Here is a 22412-nt window from a genome sequence, read left to right as displayed (position 1 = left end):
GCGCGGCATAGCGCCTTAGTCATTCGGCCGCGAGCGGCGGAGCGGTGTCCCGCAGCTCCGCCATCTCGGCATGGAAATCGGCCTGGTTCGGACAATGGGAAAGCCGCGTGCGGAACGCCTCGATCATCCAGCTGGCAGCCGGTCCGGGAGGGTTGGCGATTTGGCGCATCGAGTAGATAGCATACTCGCCCTGTTCATAGGCATCGAGATCGAGATGGACCAGTGCGCCGCTGCGCAAGTCATCATGCATTACGGGAGCGGGAAGACCTCCCCAGCCAAGACCGGCCTTGATAAGCTGATGCTTCGTGGCGATATCGCTGACGCGCCAGGTCTTGTAGGAGAGAACGTTGAAATCGCGCCCCTTCGTGCGGCCTGAGGCGTCGGTAACGACAAGCTGCACTTCCTCCCGCACGTCGGCCAGCGTAAGCGGCCGATTGAGGCGGGCAAGCGCGTGGTCGGGTGCGGCAACGGGCAGCATGAAGGAATGGCCGATCCGCTCCGTGATGATCGAATCATCCTGCTTCAGGACGGCGCCGCCGATGCCGATCGTTGCCTTGCCGTTCAAAACCAGATCCATCACCATTCCGAGCTCGCCGACATTGAGATTTAACGAGACGGACGGGAACCTCTCCCTGAATTCGTGCAACACGTCCACAACGGCTCGTGAGGGCACCATGACGCTGATGGCGACGGAAACCTCAGCTTCGAGGCCCTCCCTCAGGCTCTTGACGCGCGCGCGCATGACCTGCAGGTCGCCGAGAATGCGACGCGCATCCTCGAGCATCGCCTTGCCCGCCTCCGTCAGCTTCGGCTGGCGCGCGCCGGAGCGCTCGAAAAGCGGCATTTCAAGCTGCGCTTCCAGATTGGCGATCGTATAGCTGACGACCGACTGCGCCCGGTTCAGCGCGCGCGATGCGGCCGAAAAGCTGCCGGTTTCGGCAACGGTCAAAAACACCTGCAACTGGTCTAAAGTCGGGTTCGGAAGCATCTTCCATCCATTCCATCGATAATTTCGATCGACATTATCACCGTTTTTTCGATAGCGAGCCAGACTTATTTTCCTCCTCGACACCGCGGCTCACCTCCCAGCAACGAGCCGTCTAATCCAATTCGAAAGGAAATGCAGCATGTCGTCCATCCTTCTTCTGACGTCCAGCCCGCGCGCCGAGTCGCTCTCGACTCCGATCGCCGTCGATCTCGCCGAAAAGCTGAAGAACCAGAAGCCGGGCAGCGTCGTCGTCCGCCGCGACCTTGCCGCCAACCCGCTGCCGCATATCGATGACCTGTTCACCGGCGCCATCCGCAAGCCGGCGGAAGCCCGCACGGCCGAAGAAATTGCCGCCATCAAGACGTCGGACGAACTCGTCAGCGAACTTTTTGCCGCCGACACCATCGTCATCAGCACCGGCCTCATCAACTTCAACATCTACTCGTCGCTGAAGACCTGGATCGACAACGTCGCTCGCGCCGGCGTGACCTTCAAGTACACGGAAAGCGGCCCGGTCGGCCTGCTCACCGGTAAGAAGGTTTATGTTGTGCTCACCTCCGGCGGCGTCTATTCGCAGGGCCCGGCCGCTCCCCTGAACCATGCCGTGCCTTACCTGAAATCGGTTCTCGGCTTCCTCGGCATCACCGATATCGAGACCATCTATGTCGAGGGCCTGGCTTTCGGTCCGGAAGCTGCCGAAAAGGCCATCGAGGCCGCCAAGTCGCGCGTCGAGGAAATCGCTCTCGCTGCCTGATCGGTTCTTCAATATTCGATGGGACGGCCGGCCTTCGCCGGCCGTTTGTCATTTGTCGATACCGCCGACAAAATCCCGGACCGTCTCCAGGATTTCGGCCGACAGCGCCTCATCGGAGGAAATCCTGGCAAGGCCGACGCCACCGGCCATCATCGCGAAGGCCATGATTGCCTTGCGCCGTCTTTCCCCTTTATCCGCTCCCGCGGCCTTGCTCGCCAATCCCTGGAAATTGCGCCTCAGTCCGTCCGTCGCGATCGCTCGCGCCTTCTCGCCGCTGCGCGATATATCGGAGGTCAGCGCGGCAAAAGGGCAGCCGTCGCCGGGATTGTCGCGGTGACAGGTGCTGACATAACGCTCGGCGATATCGGCAGCCGTCATCTCCACCGGGTTGATCCCCTCGGCCTCCAGCTTGCGTCCCCATGAATCGAAAGCCGACTGGATCGCCTCGGCGACCAGATCGTCACGGGAGGCGAAGTGCTTGTAGAAGCCGCCGACGGTCAGCCCGGCCTCCTTCATCAGGTCGGCAACGCCGATACCGTCGAGGCCCGCTTCGCGCAGACGCCTGGATGCGGTCTCGACGATCTTCTCATGCGTCTTCTGTTTTTCCAGCTGCGAACGCCCCATCGGAACCTCATCGAATTGTCTGTTGACTCCCATGGATTACAATCATAATCCTTATAGATAACGATCATAATCCAGATCGTTGCCATTTCCAAGAGGAGCATGAATCATGCGTCTAAGAAACAAGGTCGCCTTGATCACCGGCGGAAACAGCGGTATCGGTCTTGCGACCGCCAAAGTCTTCATCGACGAGGGTGCCAAGGTGGTGATCACCGGCCGCAACCCGGAAACGCTTGCCGCTGCCGAAAAGGCGCTTGGGAGCGGTGTGCTGGCGCTGAAGGTCGATGTCACCGATGCCGCCGCCACCGAGAAGGCTTTTGCGGAAGCTGCCGCGAAGGTCGGAAAGTTCGACATCGTCTTCGCCAACGCCGGCATCGGCGGCGCAACACCACTCGGTGACACGTCGCCGGAGCAGTTCAATCGAATCATCAGCACCAATCTGACGGCGGTCTTCTTCACCGTGCAATCGGCCCTGCCGCATCTCAGCGACGGCAGCTCGGTTGTTCTCAACGGTTCGGTGCATGCCGTGCTCGGCGCTCCCGGCTGGTCGGCCTATGCGGCGACCAAGGCGGCGGTGCGCGCCATGACGCGCAATATGGCGTCGGAACTTGCGCCGCGCGGCATCCGCGTCAACCAGGTGACACCAGGCGGCACGAAGACGCCGATCTGGTCGCCGATGGCGCCAACGGAAGATGCGATGTCGGCGCTCGAAGCTCGGATGGGCGGCCTGAGCCCGCTCGGCCGCATGAGCGAAGCCGACGAAATCGCCAAGGCGGCGCTCTATCTCGCCTCGGATGATTCCGCCAACGTCACCGGCATCGAAATCACCGTCGATGGCGGCATGACGGGCGCGCCATCCGGCGCCAAGATCTTCCGCGCCGCCTGACTGCAGTGGGGGCTGGCAAAACTTGCCCAGCCCCACGTCCCTGCGCAGCCAGCCTTGCTACGGTTACATTGTCCCAACTCTTACGCATGGCGCGGTGAGCACATTAAGGATGCCAAAAACCACAGGCTCGAAGGAACATGTTGCGATTGTCGCACCATCGCGAACACCGGCCATCCTGCTACGGTGATCGACACTATCAGCCACCTAACTCGGTTGCACCATGCCGGAGCGGCCGACGACGCAGTTGCGGCCGCTTTTCTTTGCCGCGTAGAGCCTGCCGTCGGCGGCGGTGAGCACCGTCGTAAAGCTGATGCCGTCCTCGTCAGCTGTGGCAACGCCGATGCTGACCGTCACCGGCTTGTCATCCGGCGTTTTGACGCTGGTCTCGATCGTCCAGCGCAGGCGATCGGCAAGCAGCAGCCCCTCCTCATGGCTTGTGCCGGGGCAGACGGCGACGAATTCCTCCCCGCCGAAGCGGAAGATGCGGTCGCTGGACCGCAGCGTCGTGCCGAGCCGAGCGGCGATCGCCTTCAGCACCTCGTCGCCCTGAAGATGGCCGTGACCATCGTTGACATCCTTGAAGTGATCGGCGTCGATAATGAGGACGGTGGCAAACAGCCCCTGCCTCAAGGCCTCGCGTAGCATCAGCGGCGCTTCGAGTTCCATGCGCGTACGGTCATAGACGCCAGTGAGCATATCGCGGCCGGTGCGCTCCAGGAGGTCGTTATAGCGTTCGCGAAAGGTGAGATCACCGAAGATGTCGCTGATGGAGCGCGCGGCGGCGTCGGCGCCAAGGCGGCGGATCCGATATTCATAGACGGCAAACATCGCCCCATAGAGGCAGACGGAGAGCATCTTCGCCTTCCAGCCACCCCAGAATACGGCGACCGGAACATCGAGGAAATAGTGCAGCGCGGCGAAGAAGCCGACCTGATCGAAAGTCAGCAGCACAAAGCCGGAGATCACGAAACGCAGGACGACACGCCTGCGGAAGAAATCGCCGAGTTTTTCGTAGAGCAGGATGATGCCGAGCGAATCGACGTAGAGCAGCGCCGTGCCCCAGATCATCAGCCAGCCCATCTCCTTCAGGAAATCGACGTCGGGCGTGTTGTTCGACGACAGCTGTAGCGGCTGATGCAACTGCAGCACCCAGGCGATGCCCACGGTAAGCAGATTGCCGAGAAACAAGCCGTAGATCGGCTGGCGCACCGTCGCGGCATCCTCCCACAGATACAGCATCAGGATCATCATCAGCTTGCCGGAGAAGAAGACGGATGAGCCCGGGGACACATCGCCGAACGGCAGCGAGACGTAAAAGACCGCCGCTAGGTAGGTCTCCATGAAATGCATGACGCCGAGCGCCGTCAAGAAAACCCCGAGGCCGAGCCGATGGCGGAAATGCAGAAGCGTCACCATCAGCACGAAATAGGCGATGGCTTCGACGACGAAGAGCGCGAGGTTGAGTGCCTCCATCACGGCACCGAGACGTCCGGCAGGCGTCTTCGCGGCCGGGCGGGCACTGCGATCACGACAGCGGATCCTTTGATCGATCGTCTGAAAAATTGAAGCACAAAAGCGGCCCCGCAAATCCTGCAAACGATAGCTTTCGCCGCAATCCTTTAAGATTGCGTGTGCAAGATCACCTGACCGGAATCAGAACCGACGACATACGATTGAAAGGCAATCGCCGAACGGGACTGGATTCCGACTTCAGACCTGACGGATCTTCTCGCCATCACTGAAGAGTGACGACCCATGCTGATCGATAATCTGCTGCGCCTTGCGCACCGTGCATTCGATTGCGTCGTCGGAGGAGGAAAACATATCGGCGCGGATGAAACTGCGCACCAGCACCTCGTCGCCGACCTTCTTTTCAATGCGGCCGGCAAGGCGATACTGGCTGCCTTCCTTCCGCGGCTCCGCATAGATCGTGCAATCGCCGTAAAGCTGCGGCTCGCCGGACGGGCCTGCCGCCTGCGAGGCCGGTTTGGCCCCGCCGGAGAACATCGAAAAAAGATTGGAAATGAATGAAGCCATGTCGTGTCTCTAGCACGGCGGCCTTACGATCGCCAAGTCAAATGATCAGGTTAGCGAGGATCTCGTTTTCGGTGATATCCTCGTAACCCATGCCGGAGGCTTCGAAATTTGCAATCAGCCGGGCGAAATTCTCGGGCGCCTTGGTTTCGATGCCGATCAGGATCGAGCCGAAGTTGCGCGCCGATTTTTTCAGATATTCGAAGCGGGCGATGTCGTCGTCGGGTCCGAGCAGATTGAGGAAATCCCTGAGCGCCCCGGGACGTTGGGCAAGCCGCAGGATGAAGTATTTCTTCAGCCCTGCGTAACGCATGGCTCTTTCCTTTACGTCAGGCAGGCGCTCGAAGTCGAAATTGCCGCCGGAGACGACGGCGACGATGGTCTTGCCGCGGATCGCCTGCCGATCCATCGCGGCGATTGCCGTCAGCGACAAGGCGCCGGCCGGCTCCAGCACGACGCCCTCGACGTTCAGCATCTCCTGGATGGTGACGCAGATGGCGTTTTCCGGCATCAGTTGCACTTGGCTTGCCGGAAAATCGCGAAGAGCGGCGAAATTCAGATCGCCGATGCGGGCGACCGCTGCGCCGTCGACGAAGTTGTCGACCTTAGCAAGCGTCGTCACCTTGCCTGCCTCGATGCTGCGTCTGAGGCTCGGCGCGCCGGACGGTTCGGCGAAGACAAAGGACGATTTCGGCACGACGCCGTCGAGATAACCGGTGATGCCGGCGGCCAGTCCGCCGCCGCCGACCGGCAGAACCACCATATCGGGCACCGTTCCCTCAGGCAGCTGCTGCATGATCTCGGCAGCGACCGTCGCCTGCCCCTCGATGATATCGGCATGGTCGAAGGGTGGCACCATGACGCCGCCGACTGCCTCGACATGCTCGCGCGCCGCCTGATAGCACTGATCGAAAAAGTCGCCGAACAGCCGGATGGTGATGAATTGCGCACCGAACATGCGGGTCTTGTCGATTTTCTGCTGCGGCGTCGTCACCGGCATGAAGACGACGCCCGGCACGCCGAAATGACGGCAGACATAGGCAAAGCCCTGGGCATGGTTGCCGGCCGAGGCGCAGACGAAGGTCTTGCCGGCCGCCCCCTGCCCGATCGCCTTGCGGAAAAAATTGAAGGCGCCGCGGATCTTATAGGAGCGCACCGGCGACAGATCCTCGCGCTTCAGCCAGATGTCGGCGCCGTAGCGGGCCGAGAGATGATCATTGAGCTGCAGCGGCGTTGCCGGAAAGAAGCTACGCATTGCCTCTTCGGCGCTTTCGACTTCAAGTCTCGTCACGGGCGTGGTCCATTCTCATGATTGGTACCGCCGCTATGGCACAGGCCGGCGGCCAAAGGAAAGGATTCACTGACCGGCCGGCTCAGCCCATAGAGCCTTTCTTAAGCCAATCGCAAAATCGGCGGCAGATGAACTGATTTTAACTGTCAATGGAAAGGCTTGCCACTTATATGGAGCGATGATGATCTTCAAATTCGCAAGACCGCTCGCCTGGCTGCTGCTCGCCTTCATCCTCTTTGTCACGGTTTCGCCGATCGGGCTGAGACCGGATACGGTCACGACGGTCGATACGGACCGCGGCGCCGCCTATGTTCTTCTCGGCCTCGCCTTTGCGCTCGCCTATCCGAAACAGTGGAAACTGGTGGCCGTGCTGCTGATCATTGGGGCAGTTGGCATCGAATATCTGCAGTATTTCTCGCCGACCCGCCATCCGCGCCTGCATGATGCGGGCATCAAGGCCATGGGCGCCGCTCTCGGCCTCGTCGCCGGCTGGGTGATCAACAGATGGCGCGAGAGCAGAGCTCCAAACGGCCTGCCTTTCGCAGAACGCTGATTATTGCGGATCAGAAACCCGGCAAATCCAATGCCCAGAAAAACAGCGGTATCGCAGCCACAACAGTTGCAAGAACAAGTGCGACGCTCGTCTTGAATATCCGGACGCGCCGAACCCTGGTCCCGCTCCAATCGTAAACCATCGTCTTACTCCCAGAAGACAACACTTACTCGCCGCGGCGCAATCCTTGCACCGAAAATGTCATTGTCAAGCAATAACGCGCTTCTGCGCGCAATATACAGGCATATTCAAACACGATTATGAAGATTGTTGCAGCTAACCGGAGCATTATCGAACCAGTCCGCCTTCGTTCCCAACAGAACTACGGCGCGACTGCCTTCGCTTGGCTGCTCTCTTCGGCTCGCCGAGCCGAAGCACAGAGAGCGTAGGCTGGTGCGGGCGACGGGGATCGAACCCGTATAGCCTAAGGCCGAGGGATTTTAAGTCCCTTGCGTCTACCAGTTTCGCCACGCCCGCTTGCGGCGTTTTCAATATCTTGCGTCATGGGCGATGGGAAGAGCCGTAGGGCGTAAAAATAATATCGGCTCTGCCGGCAGCCGCCACGGAATGAATGAGCAGGCATATCAACGAGAAATCGAGCGTCAGCGCCGCTCGTTTCGTCTGGCCCGAGAAACTGGAAAAGGCACGGCGGGCTCACGCCCATCGCGCCTTCATCGTTTACGCATCGAGATCAAGGAAGCCTTGGCGACCTCTTCCGGAACCAGTTCCGGGATGCGCTTGACGGTGACGTCGGCACCAGCCGACCTCGCGCCTTCAGCAACGGCATAGGCCATGGTTTCGATATGGCCGTAGGCCGAGTAATTAAAGAACGAGAACTTTCGCCATCTTCCATTTTCCTTGAAACACCGGGAATTTCGTAACCGGCGGATTTCTACCAGCGCCCAAGGCGAAGGCAGCCCTGCGCGGGAGAACTCAGTGTTCAACGTCCCCGATTTGGCGCGAAAGTGACGCATCGGCCGGTGCTAACGAGCATGATATCGTCCGAAAACCGCTGACGCTTTTCGGCACCACGCGCGCGTGTTTGCAAAGCGGCCCAAGGACGCTACCTATTGACCAGCCTCACATCACGGAACATCCCATGAGCCATGACATCGTCGTCACCGCCGCCATGCTCGCCATCGGCGACGAACTCCTTTCCGGCCGCACCAAGGACAAGAACATCGGCCACCTCGCCGATCTGCTCACGCTCTCCGGCATCGATCTCAAGGAAGTGCGAATCGTCGCCGACGACGAGGAGGTGATCGTCGAGGCGCTGAATGCGCTTCGCGCCCGATATGATTACGTCTTCACCTCGGGGGGTATCGGGCCGACGCATGACGACATCACCGCCGATGCGATCGCCAAGGCCTTCGGTCTGCCCTGCGAATATGACGAAGCGGCAATGACCCTGCTGGCCGATATGTACCGTCGCCGCGAGATGGAATTCACCGAGGCGCGCCAGCGTATGGCCCGCATGCCGCGGGGTGCCGTCCATATCCCCAATCCGGTGTCGACGGCGCCGGGTTTCATCATCGGCAACGTCTATGTCATGGCCGGCGTGCCGCAGGTCTTTCAGGCGATGGTCGACAATGTGCTGCCGACGCTTCGAACCGGCACGCCGGTGCTCTCGCTCGCCATCGCCTGCCCTTATGGCGAGGGTGATATCGGCACGCCGCTTGGCGCAATCCAGAAAGCGCATCCGGATACCAGCATCGGTTCCTATCCGCGTTATATCGGCCAGAAATTCTCGACCGAGATCGTCGTGCGCGGCCGCTCGCAACCGGCAATCGATGCAGCCGGCGCCGAGGTCCATGCGTTGATCGACGCCATCCGCCGGAACAAGGAGATCGCAGAAAACCATTCCGCCGAGGCCTGAGGAGCCGGACTTGATCCCCGTCAAGGAACGGGAGAACGGTCCGGTGCATTCCGTCCCTCGCGCCCGTCATTTCAGCGCAAGGAGAATTGATATGTCCTACAAAACCATTCTCGCCATTCTCGATACGGCGGACAATAGCGCCGCCGTTGCCGATTTCGCCTTCGCCATTGCCGCGGAAAGCGGTGCACACGTGATCGGCCTGCATGCCGAAACCATATCGGCCGTGCCGCTGGTGGCACCGATGGAAATTCCCGATCCGGTGGCCGTCCAGGCGCTGCAGGATATGGCGCATGGTGAAACGGTCGCCGTGGAACGCATCTTTCAGGCGAAAGCGCAGGCCGCCGGCGCCTCCTCGGAATGGCGCAGCTTTACCACCTCCACCGGCTACGGTTCCGCACCGCTGATCGAAAGCGCTCGCAGCGCCGATCTTTTGATCGCATCGCAGGCCGACCCGGCCAATCCCTCCGACAGCCATGTCGACGTCGACAGCTTCCTCTTCGAGACCGGGCGACCGGTGCTGATGATCCCTTACGTTATCCGCCAGCCGAAGCCGATCAAGCGCGTGCTGATCGCCTGGAACGGCTCGAAGGAGGCGGCGCGCGCGACCTTCGATGCGCTGCCCTTCCTGAAAGCGGCCGAGGAGGTGGAGATTTTTTCGGTCGACCCGGCCGATACCACCCTGCAATCGCCGCTCACATCAGGCGCCGAGATCGCGGCCGCACTTGCCCGCCATGGCGTGAAGACGACGCTTGCGACGGGCCACAGCGTCGACAGGAATGCCTCGCATGTGATCGAAAACCGGCTGTCGGACAGCAGCATCGATCTTCTCGTCATGGGCGCCTATACCCATTCCCGGCTCTGGCAGGCGATCTTCGGCGGCACGACGAAGAGCCTGCTGCAATCGATGACGGCGCTGACCCTGTTGTCGCGATGAGCGGCTGCTCTTGCGTTTTACCGGCAAATCCCGCTAATTGCTGCGACCGATGAAGGCTTCCAGCCCCGGCCACGCCTCGCGCAGTAGCACGTGCGATCTCGCGCAGTTCCGGCTGCGCGATTTGCGTTTTGCCGCTGAAGCCGTCCGGTCGCCGGTGAACGGCGTTTCGTCTCTATTCATGCCGCGGAGCAGCCCCAATGTCCCTTCCCGATAAAGCCTTTCCCGTTTCCTGGGATCAATTCCACCGCGATGCGCGTGCCCTTGCCTGGCGGCTTGCCGGCCTCGATCAGGCCTTCAAGGCGATCGTCTGCATCACCCGCGGCGGCCTTGTTCCGGCCGCAATCATCTCGCGCGAGCTGAATATCCGCCTGATCGAAACCGTCTGCATCGCCTCCTATCATGACTATGTGAACCAGGGCGACATGGTGCTGCTCAAGGGAATTGCGCCCGAGCTTGCCGAAAACGGCGGCGAAGGCGTGCTCGTCGTCGACGATCTGACGGATACCGGCAAAACAGCCGCGCAGGTGCGCACCATGCTGCCGAAGGCGCATTTCGCCTGCGTCTACGCCAAGCCGAAGGGTGTGCCGACCGTCGATACCTTCATCACCGAGGTCAGCCAGGACACCTGGATCTATTTCCCCTGGGACATGGGGTTCACCTACCAGGAACCAATCGCCAAGGGCGCGCGTTGATCGCCGCAAATCCGCAGTGCGCCGCTATCCCGGCGCACTTTGACAGCGCTGATTTCCTCAGCGAATCGGCATGCGCATTTGCGCCGGAAATGCCATCACAAGATTTGCCGCAGGACACTTTTTTGCCGCTGCGGCATTTTCCTTAGCCGGGAATGCCCGCAAGTCATTGTATTTTCAGCGCTCCCCGGCTTTCCCCAATCTCCACAGGCGCATCCACAAGATGTTGTGGTTACCATTCAATTAAAAACCAGCCCTTGACGGAATCAGCGGTTTCCAACTTTACTGTTTCTGATGTTGCGGCGGCGACAGGACCGGAGGTACGAGCCCGGTTCCCTTTGAAAAACAAGACGCAGATTGAGGCTATTGTGCCGGAACCGGCCCAGGCCAGAGAGGATTTCTGCGCGGTTTTCTGCCTCCAAAAAAAGTGACATCGGGGCTGGCGATAATAAGCTGTTAATACTATATTTAGTGTTTGCAGCCACCATCACCACAAGATACAGGAAGGGCATCTCCGGATGACACCCCTGTCACGATACGGAAACGAGACTGGCTGCACGACGACAATGTGCCGCCGGATAGGAAATTTGCGCCCTGGGGACAGGCGCCAACGCGAGGTCAAGACTATGCGCATCGAACGTCGTTTCACGAAAGCCGGCCAAGGCGCCTATGCGGATATCGAATTCCGCAAGGCGACGAGCGAGATCAAGAACCCGGACGGGTCGATCGTCTTCCGCCTCGAGAATATCGACGTTCCCGCGCAGTTCTCCCAGGTCGCGACCGACGTTCTGGCGCAGAAGTATTTCCGCAAGGCCGGTGTTCCCACCCGGCTGAAGAAGGTCGAGGAAAACGACGTTCCCTCCTTCCTGTGGCGCTCCGTTCCCGACGATGCCGCGCTGAAGACCCTGCCCAAGGAGGAGCAGACCGGCTCCGAAATCGATGCGCGCCAGGTATTTGATCGTCTCGCCGGCACCTGGACCTATTGGGGCTGGAAGGGCGGCTATTTCTCTTCGGAAGAAGATGCTGCCGCCTTCAAGGACGAGCTTGCCTATATGCTCGCCACCCAACGCGTCGCCCCGAACTCGCCGCAATGGTTCAACACCGGCCTGCACTGGGCCTACGGCATCGACGGCCCCGGTCAGGGCCATTTCTACGTCGATCCCTTCACCGGCAAGCTGACCAAATCCAAGTCGGCCTACGAACATCCGCAGCCGCATGCCTGCTTCATCCAGTCGGTCGAGGACGACCTCGTCAACGAAGGCGGCATCATGGATCTCTGGGTGCGTGAAGCGCGCCTGTTCAAATACGGCTCCGGCACTGGCTCCAATTTCTCGATGCTGCGCGGCGAAGGCGAAAAGCTTTCCGGCGGCGGCCGCTCCTCCGGCCTGATGAGCTTCCTGAAGATCGGCGACCGCGCCGCCGGCGCTATCAAATCGGGCGGCACGACGCGCCGCGCCGCCAAGATGGTGGTCGTCGACATCGACCATCCCGATATCGAGGAATACATCAACTGGAAGGTCAAGGAAGAGCAGAAGGTTGCGGCTCTCGTCACCGGCTCCAAGATTGTCGCCAAGCACCTGAAGGCGATCATGAAGGCCTGCTTCAATTGCGAAGGCGACAACGGCGATTGCTTCGACCCGGCCAAGAACCCTGCCCTGAAGCGCGAGATCCGCACCGCGAAGAAGGACCAGGTTCCTGAAAACTACGTCCAGCGCGTCATCCAGTTCGCTCGCCAGGGCTACAAGGACCTTGAATTCAAGACCTACGACACGGACTGGGATTCGGAAGCCTACCTCACGGTATCGGGCCAGAACTCCAACAACTCCGTCTCGATCAAGGACGACTTCCTGCGCGCCGTGGAAAATGACGGCGAATGGAAGCTGACCGCCCGCAAGGACGGCAAGGTCATGAAGACGCTGAAGGCGCGCGATCTCTGGGAAACGATTTCCTATGCCGCCTGGGCCTCGGCCGATCCGGGCATCCACTTCAACACGACGATGAACGACTGGCACACCTCGCCGGCCGGCGGCCCGATCCGCGGCTCGAACCCGTGCTCGGAATACATGTTCCTCGACGACACGGCCTGCAACCTCGCCTCGCTGAACCTCCTGCAGTTCAAGGACAAGGCCACCAAGCGCATCAATATCGGCGACTACGAACACGCCGTTCGCCTGTGGACCGTCGTGCTGGAAATCTCGGTGATGATGGCGCAGTTCCCGTCGAAGCGCATTGCCGAACTCTCCTACGAATACCGCACGCTCGGCCTCGGCTACGCCAATATCGGAGGCCTGCTGATGTCGTCGGGCATTCCCTACGACTCCACTGAGGCCCGCGCCATCGCCGGTTCGCTGACTGCGATCATGACCGGCATCTGCTATGCGACCTCGGCCGAGATCGCCGGCGAACTCGGCCCCTTCCCGAACTTCGCGCCGAACCGCGAGAGCATGCTCAGGGTCATCCGCAACCATCGCCGCGCCGCTTACGGCGAAACCTCCGGCTATGAGGCGCTGTCGATCGATCCGGTCGCGCTGATCCATTCGGAAAACCCCGATCAGGATCTCGCCGCCCATGCCAAATCGGCCTGGGACAAGGCGCTCGAGCTCGGCGAAAAGCACGGCTACCGCAATGCCCAGGTTTCGGTCATCGCGCCCACCGGCACGATCGGCCTCGTCATGGATTGCGACACGACGGGCATCGAGCCCGACTTCGCCCTCGTCAAGTTCAAGAAGCTCGCCGGCGGCGGCTACTTCAAGATCATCAACCGCGCCGTGCCGGAAGCGCTGCGCACGCTCGGCTATTCGGAAAGCCAGATCGCCGAGATCGAGGCCTATGCGGTCGGCCACGGCAACCTGAACCAGGCACCGGCGATCAACCCGTCGACGCTGAAGGCCAAGGGCCTGACCGACGAAAAGGTGGAAGCCGTCAACGCCGCGCTGAAGAGCGCCTTCGACATCAAGTTCGTCTTCAATCAGTGGACGCTCGGCGCCGACTTCCTGAAGGACACGCTGAAGGTTTCCGACGAGCAGCTCGCCGATATGAGCTTCAACTTGCTCGACCACATGGGCTTCTCGAAGAAGGACATCGAAGCCGCCAACATCCATGTCTGCGGTGCGATGACGCTGGAAGGCGCGCCCTTCCTCAAGGCAGAGCATCTGCCGGTCTTCGATTGCGCCAATCCTTGCGGCAAGATCGGCAAACGCTATCTCTCCGTCGAAAGCCATATCCGCATGATGGCGGCTGCCCAGCCCTTCATCTCGGGCGCGATTTCCAAGACGATCAACATGCCGAACGAGGCGACCGTCGAGGATTGCAAGAACGCCTACATGCTGTCCTGGAAGCTCGGCCTCAAGGCCAACGCCCTCTATCGCGACGGCTCGAAGCTGTCGCAGCCGCTCAACGCCTCGCTGATCGAAGACGAGGACGACGAGGATGCGCTGGAGGAACTGCTGCAGGCGCCCGTCGCCGCCCAGGCCGTCACCATCACCGAGAAGATCATTGAGCGGGTGATCGAACGGGTTTCGCGCGAACGCGAGAAGCTGCCGAACCGCCGCCAGGGTTACACCCAGAAGGCGGCCGTCGGCGGGCACAAGGTCTATCTCCGCACCGGCGAGTTCGGCGACGGCCGCCTCGGCGAGATCTTCATCGACATGCACAAGGAAGGCGCTGCCTTCCGTGCGATGATGAACAATTTCGCCATCGCCATCTCGCTCGGCCTGCAATATGGCGTGCCGCTCGAGGAATATGTCGAGGCCTTCACCTTCACCAAGTTCGAGCCGGCCGGCATGGTCATCGGCAACGACGCGATCAAGAACGCCACCTCGATCCTCGACTACGTCTTCCGCGAGCTTGCCGTCTCCTATCTCGGCCGTCATGACCTCGCGCATGTCGACACGTCGGATTTTTCGAACACGGCGCTCGGAAAGGGCATCCAGGAAGGCAAGACCAACCTGCTCTCCACCGGCTGGACCCGTGGCTACAAGCCGACGCTGGTTTCCGGCACCGGCGGCGAACGCCAGGCGGGCGAACCTAAGGGTGCGGCCACCGCGGCCCCTGCCCGCGCCGCTTCCACCGGCACGGTCACCGCCTTTGCCGGCAGTGCTGCCCGCAAGCTGGAGCCGACGGTTGCCGTCTCCACCTCCGAAATCGTCGCCTTCAAGCGCGATTACGAGGAACGCGCCAAGGAATTGGCCGAAGAGATCGCCGAAGAGGTGAGCGAGGAAATCACCAGCGACGCCACTGCCCTCTTCTCCGACAAGGCGGCAGCCGACGCGGCAACCGCCAAGACCGAAGCCAAGAAGGTGGAAGCCGAACGCCGCCAGCGCTCGATCATGCAGGGGTACACGGGCAACATGTGCTCGGAATGCCAGAACTTCACGATGGTGCGGAATGGCACCTGCGAGAAATGCGACACGTGCGGTGCGACGAGCGGCTGCAGCTGAGCAGGCTTGCGGTTCTGCAGTGTCTGTTGAGAAATCGAAGCTAGTTCTGGCTAAAAGCCTCTGAAATTGGCCATTTCCGACAGAAGAAATGGCAACCCGGCACAGCCGTCCGGGCACTAACAAGTGCCCGGAGAATCCTCTGAGGAACAAACAGAGAAACAACCGCAAGAGTAGCGAAACGCCATAAATCCGCGGGATGCTCAAGTTCGCAAAGTAAGACGGGACAACTGGACCTGCCAGTGGCATCCGCCTAGTTTACGAGCTGTATCGGAGGCCCTTCATGCTCCGGGAGTCAACACGAAACGAACCGACGACATCGGCCTCGCGATAAAATGACACTCAAGCCCATGCCGAAACACCGCCTCATCCTTCTGCGCCACGCCAAATCCGCCTGGCCCGACGGTGCGGCCGACCGTGAACGGCCATTGGCGGGTCGCGGGCGCAAGGCTGCACCCGTCATCGGCACCTATATGGCGCGCGAAAAGCTGATCCCCGATCTCGCCCTCGTCTCGCCGGTCCGCCGGGCGCAGGAAACCTGGAAGCTCGTCCGCCAGGCCCTTTCGAAAAAGGTCTCCGAACGCGAGGCGCCGGATATCTACGAGGTGTCGGCCGAGCGCATCCTCGATGTGATCCGGGCCGTCGAACCTGATATCCGCACGCTGCTCATCGTCGGCCACAATCCCGGCATGGAGAATGCGGCCTCGCTGATCGTGGCAGACGGCGATGCCGCTGCCGTGGCACGCATGCGGGAAAAGTTCCCGACGGCGGGACTCGCCGTCATCGACCTCGATCTCGACGGATGGGACGAGATTGCGGCGGGCACCGGTTATCTCGAGCGGTTCGTAACACCGCGATCCTTGGGATAATGCGACACTGTCGGGTTTTGAATTTGGTGCCATGGTGCCCGGCCCTGATTCCACCTCGCGCCGGTTCCGAACGGGCCATTCACGGAAGAATGGTTCGACAACGCCGACTTGGCTGGACAACCCGTTCTCGCCGGGCAGCCGCTTCCCCCCGCCAGAGTTCCGCCTTCGGCTCTCCTTAGCCGGCACCTCCGGCACACATGTACTCGGAGTGCCAGAACTTCACGATGGTGCGTCGGTCGTCCACCAAGAGGACAACTGCCTCGCTGTCGGTTTCCGCAGCTTTAAGAATGTCAAAAAGGGCTGTAGTCGCCTCGATCACTCGCGATCTGGAAAACGAAAACGGCGGAAAGTGCCAAAACTTCTGATGTAGGCCTCCCGCTCGGCATCGGCAGCGCTCTTGCCGATATCTCGTAGGAGATGTTCGTTCAGCCGGTGCCACGAAACGACCGGATTTATGACGGCACGCCATAGAACATGCAGCCTCGCGCGCCAACCGACCCGCCCCTGGACTGCCCCTAGCATGCGCTCTTCGCCTTTACCGATGAAGCTCATTGCACTACCCTCCAACTTTGATGTGCGGTGCCGTCCGCAACGATCCTCCTCCCCCGTCAAAGGGATGTGTGGCCGGATGTGATGGATTCGTAAAAGCGATGGCTATGGCGGATTCGGTGAAGCGCCCTTTTCTCTCCCTGCTGGGTGGGTTCGATTGCTCGGGCCTCGCCGCGGGGACGCCAGCGTCTACGGGCAAGGCGCGTGCCTTGATGGCCTATCTGGCGCTGCAGGCAGGACAGTCCCAATCGCGCGAAAAGCTGGCCGCGTTGCTATGGGGCGGGAGGGGAGAAGAGCAGGCCCGGGCGAACCTGCGGCAAACGTTGTCCGTCCTTCGGCGAGCGCTGAAGGCGACCGGACGGGAATGGTTCCGGATGGAAGGCGACCGGGTGGCGCTCGATTTGGGCGATGCCGATCTCGACGTCAGGCGGTTTGAGGCCTTGGCTGCCGGCTCCGCGACCGACGACCTCGAACAGGCGATCGCCCTCTATCCCGGGGAGCTCCTCGAAGGTTTCAATCTTGCCGAAGAGCCGTTCGAAGACTGGCTTCGCACCGAAAGGGAACGGCTGCGGATCACCGCCACTGCCGCTCTGGAAAAGCTCATTACCTGCCACATCGGAGGGAACGAACCGGGCGCCTGCATCCCAGCGGCAACGCGGCTGCTTGCGCTGGAGCCGCTGCGGGAAGATGTGCACCGTACGCTCATGCGCGCCTATGCCGCAATGGGAAGTTTCAATCTCGCCCTCGCACAATACCGGATTTGCGGCGATACTTTGCGCAAGCAGCTCGGCGTGCAGCCCGAGCCCGAAACGCGCGCGCTATACCAAGATTTACTCGCGCGCCGCATGGCGCCGCCTGCCGGGCAATCACCGGTGAAAGTAGCGCCGTTCGAACCCCGTCCTCAAACCCGCTACGTGAAATCGGACGGGGTCAGCATCGCTTACCAGGTGACGGGGGACGGCCCCTTCGACCTCGTTTACGTGCAAGGCTGGGTTTCCAATCTGGACTACGCCTGGGATTCATCGAGACTGTCGAACGTTCTGCACCGTCTCGGGTCCTTCTGTCGCCTCATCCGCATCGACAAGCGCGGCACGGGCCTCTCGGACCGTGGCACCGGCTTTCCAACACTCGAACAGCGCATGCAGGATGTCCGCGCCGTCCTGGATGCGGTCGGATCGCAAAAGACGGTCCTGTTCGGCAGCTCGGAAGGTGGCGTCATGTGCATGCTGTTCGCCGCAAGCTATCCCGAACGCACGGCTGCACTCATCCTACATGGAACCTATGCGCGAGGTCTCTGGTCACCGGATTATCCCTGGGGGCGTACCCGGGAGGAGCTCGAAGAGGAACTGCTTGCCATCGAGCGGGAATGGGGCCGTCCGGCGGACCTCAGCCGGGCGGCCCCGAGCCTCATCGACGATATGGTCGAACGCGAATGGTTTGCAGGGTACCTGCGAAATTCGGCATCCCCCGCCGATGCGATCTCCTTATGGCGCTGGGGCGTCGAGATCGACGCGCGCGATATCCTCCCCGCGATCCGAGTTCCGACCCTAATCACTCATCGAACCGGCGACCGCTGGGTCAAGCCTGAAGAAGGGCGTTATCTGGCAAGCCGCATTCCCGGCGCGACATATGTCGAGCTGCCCGGCGATGACCATATCATCTGGGGCGCCGATTCCGACCGGCTGATGGACGAAATCCAGCGGTTCCTGGTCTCCGCCCCGCCTGCCCCGACCGAGAGCGCCTTGCTGACGGTCTTGCACTTAGATGTTCAAGGCGCCTCCTCCGGTCGGGTGAAAGAATGGCAGGACGACGCCGTTCGACAGCTTCGCGCCGCCGACGGCGAGGCGATCGACCTGCGGGAATCCGGACTTGTCGCCGCGTTCCGGCAGCCCAGCCAGGCGATCACCTGTGCATTCGATCTTCGCGTCCGCCTGCATCACATCGGCTTGGATGTTCGCGCAGCCATTCACGTCGGCGAATGCGAACGGCAAGACGGGGTCTATGCGGGTGCGGTACTGCGGCTCGCCGCAGGATTTGCCGACTGCGCGGGACCAGGCGATATCATCGCCTCCCGAACCGTGCGCGATCTCGTTGTCGGTGCAGATCTCTCCTTTGATCTACGTGGACAGCTCGATCTGCCCGGAATCCCCGGTCCCTGGCCGTACTTCTCCATTGGGCAGTCCTGAAGTCATAAATGTTTGCTGTCCTGGGCCAGCAATGCAATCACAGAACTTACCTAGTCGGGGTGAACGGCGGCGGTAAAACGTGAGCCTGCCGACCTGCGGCTTTCCGCCGCTTCGCTGCTGCCTCATCACCGACTCGGGCTAAGCCACGATCGAGCTGGCCACCGCGACATGTTGATGGGAGCACAGGAGCGACCTTTCGGTCACTCACAAATAATGCCGTAGATATCGCGATATTGTTCCAATTGTTCTTTCGGGCCGGCCAACAGCAGCGGGCGAGCCGTATAGTTCCCCTTCACTTTCCTATTCTCGATATACATCCAATCGAAGATATCCGACTTTTCGAACTCGACGCGATCATCGGGCTTGATGTTGTGGATGTATTCCGGCGTATCGCCGAGAAGGGCGGTGAAATGGCCACCTGATGCCTTGATCTGATAGACCCACATGAATTCCACATTCGGCGCCATCTGATCGGTGGTCAGCGCCACGCCCTCGGCCTTGTCCGTAAACCCCAACTTAATGCTATAAATTTTCGGTTCCCGGCGGTGGATTACGCAGTTTCTCGAGGAAGCCGTCCAACTCCCTTTTGGACTTCGCGTGGGCTTTGACCATGGCCGGATCGCCGGGCGCGATCATCTGAACGTTTGGATTGTCCTCGGCCAGAGCGGGTTCGGTGGGAATGACCAGAATGGATAGTCCAAGCATTGAGAAGAGTGAAATGACGCTGCGCAACATTCGATAGGCCGTCCGAAATTGTTTTCAGTGTTCCGACGCAGTATAGCTATCTGAGGTTGATCTCCATCTCTGGTTGTAGTTGAATGCCCCTTCGAACTCTCTATAGCCGCACCTTTAGGGGAGAACATTGAACAGGCGCTTGCTCAACCTCGCCGCCCAGGATGGCTTCACGGTACCAGCAATCAACGGCCGCCCGGACGATGGAGCCAAGGGCGCTGGATAGAACCGGTTGAGCATCGCGTCGCAGACATAGTGCCCCCAGTTCGTCAGATGCTCCGTCTCCGCAGCGCCGAGGAAATGAAGGTAGGTGCCGACCTCTGCGGGAATGACCGACGACGGCGGCAGCGTGTAGGAGGCGTAGGGTTTGAGTTCGGCGTCCTTGCTGTCGATCGACCAGTAGACGCCATGGGTTCTTGCGCGCAGCGCCGATTTCGCGAGATCGTCGAGGCCAAGCCTATCGCCCTGTTTTGCAGCCTTGAAGCCGCCGATCAGGTCTCGCCGCCGCAACGACCTCACCTGATTGTCCGTCGTATCGAGAACGCGCTTCAGCTGCGAGAGATAGTTCCAGTATCCGCGGGTCGAGGAGCGCCAAGGCTCGCCGGCATCGCTGACAAGTAGACAGTCGCAGCGTTTCAGCGCCGGCTCGATGCCGTGATTGTCGTAGACGCCGCCGTCGCTCAATATTGCCCGGCTCGGAGCAACCGGTTCGCCAACGGTGTCATCGAGTTTTTCCCTCTTCCATGAAAACTGCGCCAGGTCCAATCGCAGCGGTGACAGCACCGGCGGGAATGCGGCCGAAGCGGCAACCGCGGTCGCGAGCGAAAGTGCCGGATGGAACGACACCCCGATCCGATAATCCGCAATATAGCGGTTGGACATGCGGAAGAGCGAACCGGTGCTGAGATTGCTCGCGCAAAATACGAACCAGGGCGAGCTCGGAAGATCTCTGAGGCTTGGCGATTTTCCATCGAACAGATGTCGCTCGTAAAATTTCGCGGCTTCCGCCGCCGCGCTCGAAAAGGGATTGAACAGACCCTTCAGGAAGCTCGGCCCATCAGCGAATAGCTGACTGAAGGCCAGAACGCGATCCAGATATTCGGTCCTGAAGTTGACGGCGATGTCGTTCTCGAAGATCAGCCGGGGCCAGATATAGGCGAGCAGGCCGGAGGCGATGGATCCGCCCGAGACCGAGGAGATCATATCGAGCTTTGCGAGAAGACCGGCCTCGTTGAGCCTGGCAAGCGATCCCGCGTGGAAAAGCATAGCCCGATAGCCGCCGCCCGAAAGGCAGAGGCCGAGTTTATAGCGCTCAGCGGGTGTCTCGGGCTCATCGGATTCCGAGAAAACGGCATTCGATGGGGCATGCGCGTCTTCCGACATGCTCGGCCTCACTCAGGGATATGAGTTTTCACCAATCTCTTCCGTCAGTCGAACTTCGCGGTCGCTGCCTCGGGACCGGCTACTTACTCTTGGTATCTACGGGAGTTGGCGTCACATTTGTGCCATTCCCAGTCCAATCCGGCTTCGTCCGCATGGCCATAGCACCAGTCGAGGCGATTGAGCAGCGGACCGAGCTCGTCGCGCCGTTTGCATGCCCGTAGCGTCTGGGGCCTCTCGCGATCGACGCTCGTGCGGCAGATGTCGTCCAGTCCTGTCCACTGTTGGATCAATCGATCCGGCGCCTTGGCTCCCTTGTCCGTGGCGAGCACCTTTCCGGTCTCGGACTCGATTTGCAGGGAGGCCGTGTTCCATACGTAAGAGAATTCCGCCATCCCGGCGGAAGTCTTACCCGTATCCCGGTTTCGGGCAAACCACTCGACAGTTCCCGACATTTCGCATTTTCCGGCGCAGCTCGCAGTCACCGAGCCGGGTTTGACGCTGTAAATGCGCTCCGGCCAGCGTTGAGCGAAGGCTGCCTTTTCCTTCACGACGGCGTCTTTGTCGACCGAGTTTCCGAAGAAGGAGACCTCGTCGGCATAGACGCCCTTCATAAAGGCCAACGCCGAGGCGCTGTCTTTCGACCATTCGTCATTGTATCGGTTTGCGAAATCAACCGCCTCCGTGGTCAGGTCGCCGGGTTCCGGTGCGCCCGCCTCCTCGGAATCGCCTGGGTCCGATGGCATGACGCCGGGTGTTGCGCTCACCTGCGGCGCGGCGTCCGACGGTGGCGGCGCGCTTTCCTGTCCCGAAGGCATATCCTCGGGCGTGTTGATGTTCCAGTCCCGCATTTCCGCAGCGGTGAGATACCTGATGTCGGAGCTGTCGATCGACAGGCTGAGCTGCAGCAGATTGGGGCTTACCCCCATGTCGGTGAGATAGCCGATGATCTCGCCGGTCAGTGCTTGAACAGTCGAGACGGCCAATTGGCTATCGATGGCAACATCGTCGGATAGGGAAACGCGATGCACGCCGATAGAGCCCGGCTGGGCAAATCTTTCAACGCCACCGACGAAGGCGAAGGCGCAAGCCGACGCGCACTCGGCGGCTCTGATCTGTATCGTTTTTGCATTCAGGAGGCGGAGGGCCCGACCGAACCTGATGGCTGCGACCACGTTTCCGCCGGGCGAGTCAAAGGTGACATAGCTCGGCTGGTACTGCGTATATTCGTCGACAAGCGTCATCGCATCGTCGGAACTCTCGAACACGCCTTTTATCGTCAGGGCGCGCTCTCCCGGCGCGGTCTCCAGACGTTGGTAGGAAATGGCCGCATGCCCCTTTCCGGCCATGGCGACGAACGCCAGCAGCATCGATATCAACGAGACGAATTTCCGCATTCTTCCCCAGCCCTCGAGCACCCGTACTTCTCCTGTCGTCATTCGCAGCATAGCTTGCGCAGGTCTGTATAGCCGGACGATGAAAATCACCTTTTCCACGCCAGCCTCATCCGCGACCGGCCAAAGCCGATTGCGTTCCGAAGAACAATAGCTTCGCAGAGAATGTCGACAGCTGCCCCAGCAGCTCAGATCAATGCACAAGGTCGATCTTATGGCAAGCGTCACAATCAGAAGTGA

General features: G+C 60.7%; 19 protein-coding genes, 1 tRNA gene and 1 pseudogene. 9 read left to right on the top strand and 12 right to left on the bottom strand.

The genetic code is table 11. The annotated features are described in order from the left end of the window. Nucleotides 1-19: 19 nt before the first annotated feature. Nucleotides 20-988: a LysR family transcriptional regulator gene (locus AMK00_RS08925; RefSeq protein ID WP_064810161.1), complete on the bottom strand. Its 969-nt coding sequence runs from the start codon at nucleotides 986-988 to the stop codon at nucleotides 20-22. Between the two features lie 139 nt (nucleotides 989-1127). Here AMK00_RS08925 and AMK00_RS08920 point away from each other — a divergent pair, with 139 nt between their 5' ends. Continuing rightward, nucleotides 1128-1742: an FMN-dependent NADH-azoreductase gene (locus AMK00_RS08920; protein ID WP_064810160.1), complete on the top strand. Its 615-nt coding sequence runs from the start codon at nucleotides 1128-1130 to the stop codon at nucleotides 1740-1742. A gap of 48 nt (nucleotides 1743-1790) precedes the next feature. Here the strand turns inward: AMK00_RS08920 and AMK00_RS08915 are convergent, their stop codons facing one another. Beyond that, on the bottom strand, nucleotides 1791-2366 hold the full coding sequence (locus AMK00_RS08915) for a TetR/AcrR family transcriptional regulator (RefSeq protein ID WP_064810159.1): 576 nt from the start codon (nucleotides 2364-2366) through the stop codon (nucleotides 1791-1793). A 106-nt stretch (nucleotides 2367-2472) separates the two neighbouring features. Here AMK00_RS08915 and AMK00_RS08910 point away from each other — a divergent pair, with 106 nt between their 5' ends. Next, complete coding sequence (locus AMK00_RS08910) at nucleotides 2473-3249, top strand: SDR family oxidoreductase (RefSeq protein ID WP_064810158.1); 777 nt, start codon at nucleotides 2473-2475, stop codon at nucleotides 3247-3249. A gap of 204 nt (nucleotides 3250-3453) precedes the next feature. Here the strand turns inward: AMK00_RS08910 and AMK00_RS08905 are convergent, their stop codons facing one another. From AMK00_RS08905 to ilvA, 3 genes are all read right to left on the bottom strand, one after another. After that, nucleotides 3454-4725, bottom strand: a complete 1272-nt coding sequence (locus tag AMK00_RS08905; protein ID WP_189637631.1) for a GGDEF domain-containing protein — start codon at nucleotides 4723-4725, stop codon at nucleotides 3454-3456. Nucleotides 4726-4959: 234 nt separating this feature from the next. After that, entirely contained in the window at nucleotides 4960-5286 is a 327-nt protein-coding gene (locus AMK00_RS08900) for an HlyU family transcriptional regulator (protein ID WP_064802021.1), read from the bottom strand. Between the two features lie 37 nt (nucleotides 5287-5323). Further along, complete coding sequence (ilvA, locus tag AMK00_RS08895) at nucleotides 5324-6574, bottom strand: threonine ammonia-lyase (protein WP_064810157.1); 1251 nt, start codon at nucleotides 6572-6574, stop codon at nucleotides 5324-5326. A gap of 178 nt (nucleotides 6575-6752) precedes the next feature. Here ilvA and AMK00_RS08890 point away from each other — a divergent pair, with 178 nt between their 5' ends. Continuing rightward, nucleotides 6753-7127: a VanZ family protein gene (locus AMK00_RS08890; RefSeq protein WP_064802017.1), complete on the top strand. Its 375-nt coding sequence runs from the start codon at nucleotides 6753-6755 to the stop codon at nucleotides 7125-7127. A 391-nt stretch (nucleotides 7128-7518) separates the two neighbouring features. Here AMK00_RS08890 and AMK00_RS08885 read toward each other — a convergent pair. Both AMK00_RS08885 and AMK00_RS31850 read right to left on the bottom strand, forming a co-directional pair. Continuing rightward, nucleotides 7519-7604: transfer RNA gene (locus AMK00_RS08885), tRNA-Leu, on the bottom strand. Nucleotides 7605-7822: 218 nt separating this feature from the next. Beyond that, nucleotides 7823-7973, bottom strand: a pseudogene (locus AMK00_RS31850) (flavodoxin domain-containing protein); the annotation flags it as partial. A 253-nt stretch (nucleotides 7974-8226) separates the two neighbouring features. Here AMK00_RS31850 and AMK00_RS08880 point away from each other — a divergent pair. The 5 genes from AMK00_RS08880 (at nucleotide 8227) to AMK00_RS08860 (ending at nucleotide 15931) form a co-directional block, all read left to right on the top strand. Next, nucleotides 8227-9003 (top strand): competence/damage-inducible protein A, encoded by a 777-nt coding sequence (locus AMK00_RS08880; protein WP_064810156.1) that lies wholly within the window; start codon nucleotides 8227-8229, stop codon nucleotides 9001-9003. A gap of 91 nt (nucleotides 9004-9094) precedes the next feature. After that, on the top strand, nucleotides 9095-9937 hold the full coding sequence (locus AMK00_RS08875; RefSeq protein ID WP_064802013.1) for a universal stress protein: 843 nt from the start codon (nucleotides 9095-9097) through the stop codon (nucleotides 9935-9937). Between the two features lie 197 nt (nucleotides 9938-10134). Further along, on the top strand, nucleotides 10135-10629 hold the full coding sequence (gpt, locus tag AMK00_RS08870) for a xanthine phosphoribosyltransferase (protein WP_064810155.1): 495 nt from the start codon (nucleotides 10135-10137) through the stop codon (nucleotides 10627-10629). A 623-nt stretch (nucleotides 10630-11252) separates the two neighbouring features. After that, the gene (locus tag AMK00_RS08865; RefSeq protein WP_064810154.1) at nucleotides 11253-15065 is read left to right on the top strand and encodes a vitamin B12-dependent ribonucleotide reductase; all 3813 of its coding nucleotides are present in this window, start codon (nucleotides 11253-11255) and stop codon (nucleotides 15063-15065) included. 332 nt (nucleotides 15066-15397) lie between these two features. Beyond that, nucleotides 15398-15931 (top strand): SixA phosphatase family protein, encoded by a 534-nt coding sequence (locus AMK00_RS08860; protein WP_064810153.1) that lies wholly within the window; start codon nucleotides 15398-15400, stop codon nucleotides 15929-15931. A 315-nt stretch (nucleotides 15932-16246) separates the two neighbouring features. Here AMK00_RS08860 and AMK00_RS08855 read toward each other — a convergent pair whose 3' ends face one another. After that, nucleotides 16247-16483 (bottom strand): hypothetical protein, encoded by a 237-nt coding sequence (locus tag AMK00_RS08855; RefSeq protein ID WP_064810152.1) that lies wholly within the window; start codon nucleotides 16481-16483, stop codon nucleotides 16247-16249. 98 nt (nucleotides 16484-16581) lie between these two features. On the opposite strand from AMK00_RS08855, the gene AMK00_RS30620 reads away from it, so the two are divergent. Next, complete coding sequence (locus AMK00_RS30620; protein ID WP_237350453.1) at nucleotides 16582-18666, top strand: alpha/beta fold hydrolase; 2085 nt, start codon at nucleotides 16582-16584, stop codon at nucleotides 18664-18666. Between the two features lie 200 nt (nucleotides 18667-18866). On the opposite strand, the gene AMK00_RS32915 is transcribed toward AMK00_RS30620, so the two are convergent. From AMK00_RS32915 to AMK00_RS08835, 4 genes are all read right to left on the bottom strand, one after another. After that, on the bottom strand, nucleotides 18867-19154 hold the full coding sequence (locus AMK00_RS32915; protein ID WP_237350452.1) for a DUF2314 domain-containing protein: 288 nt from the start codon (nucleotides 19152-19154) through the stop codon (nucleotides 18867-18869). Between the two features lie 34 nt (nucleotides 19155-19188). Beyond that, the gene (locus tag AMK00_RS32910) at nucleotides 19189-19401 is read right to left on the bottom strand and encodes a hypothetical protein (RefSeq protein WP_237350451.1); all 213 of its coding nucleotides are present in this window, start codon (nucleotides 19399-19401) and stop codon (nucleotides 19189-19191) included. Nucleotides 19402-19515: 114 nt separating this feature from the next. Beyond that, nucleotides 19516-20781, bottom strand: coding sequence for a patatin-like phospholipase family protein (locus AMK00_RS08840; RefSeq protein ID WP_064810151.1), 1266 nt, complete (start codon nucleotides 20779-20781; stop codon nucleotides 19516-19518). Between the two features lie 83 nt (nucleotides 20782-20864). After that, nucleotides 20865-22196 carry a hypothetical protein gene (locus AMK00_RS08835; RefSeq protein ID WP_064810150.1) on the bottom strand — a complete coding sequence of 444 codons (1332 nt, stop codon included), beginning with the start codon at nucleotides 22194-22196 and terminating at the stop codon, nucleotides 20865-20867. Nucleotides 22197-22412 lie beyond the last annotated feature (216 nt).

Origin of the sequence: Rhizobium sp. N621 (assembly GCF_001664325.1) — a bacterium.
Classification (GTDB): domain Bacteria; phylum Pseudomonadota; class Alphaproteobacteria; order Rhizobiales; family Rhizobiaceae; genus Rhizobium; species Rhizobium esperanzae.
This window is presented reverse-complemented; position numbering and strand designations above follow the sequence as displayed.

Excerpts from the sequence above, each read along its gene's own strand:
- AMK00_RS08915 (WP_064810159.1), bottom strand. The coding sequence starts at position 2,366 with ATGGGGCGTTCGCAGCTGGAAAAACAGAAGACGCATGAGAAGATCGTC.
- AMK00_RS08925 (WP_064810161.1), bottom strand. The coding sequence starts at position 988 with ATGCTTCCGAACCCGACTTTAGACCAGTTGCAGGTGTTTTTGACCGTT.
- gpt (WP_064810155.1), top strand. The coding sequence starts at position 10,135 with ATGTCCCTTCCCGATAAAGCCTTTCCCGTTTCCTGGGATCAATTCCAC.
- AMK00_RS08840 (WP_064810151.1), bottom strand. The coding sequence starts at position 20,781 with ATGTCGGAAGACGCGCATGCCCCATCGAATGCCGTTTTCTCGGAATCC.
- AMK00_RS08900 (WP_064802021.1), bottom strand. The coding sequence starts at position 5,286 with ATGGCTTCATTCATTTCCAATCTTTTTTCGATGTTCTCCGGCGGGGCC.
- AMK00_RS08855 (WP_064810152.1), bottom strand. The coding sequence starts at position 16,483 with ATGAGCTTCATCGGTAAAGGCGAAGAGCGCATGCTAGGGGCAGTCCAG.
- AMK00_RS08910 (WP_064810158.1), top strand. The coding sequence starts at position 2,473 with ATGCGTCTAAGAAACAAGGTCGCCTTGATCACCGGCGGAAACAGCGGT.
- AMK00_RS08865 (WP_064810154.1), top strand. The coding sequence starts at position 11,253 with ATGCGCATCGAACGTCGTTTCACGAAAGCCGGCCAAGGCGCCTATGCG.
- AMK00_RS32910 (WP_237350451.1), bottom strand. The coding sequence starts at position 19,401 with ATGTTGCGCAGCGTCATTTCACTCTTCTCAATGCTTGGACTATCCATT.
- AMK00_RS08890 (WP_064802017.1), top strand. The coding sequence starts at position 6,753 with ATGATGATCTTCAAATTCGCAAGACCGCTCGCCTGGCTGCTGCTCGCC.
- AMK00_RS30620 (WP_237350453.1), top strand. The coding sequence starts at position 16,582 with ATGGCTATGGCGGATTCGGTGAAGCGCCCTTTTCTCTCCCTGCTGGGT.
- AMK00_RS08880 (WP_064810156.1), top strand. The coding sequence starts at position 8,227 with ATGAGCCATGACATCGTCGTCACCGCCGCCATGCTCGCCATCGGCGAC.
- AMK00_RS08875 (WP_064802013.1), top strand. The coding sequence starts at position 9,095 with ATGTCCTACAAAACCATTCTCGCCATTCTCGATACGGCGGACAATAGC.
- AMK00_RS08920 (WP_064810160.1), top strand. The coding sequence starts at position 1,128 with ATGTCGTCCATCCTTCTTCTGACGTCCAGCCCGCGCGCCGAGTCGCTC.
- AMK00_RS08860 (WP_064810153.1), top strand. The coding sequence starts at position 15,398 with ATGACACTCAAGCCCATGCCGAAACACCGCCTCATCCTTCTGCGCCAC.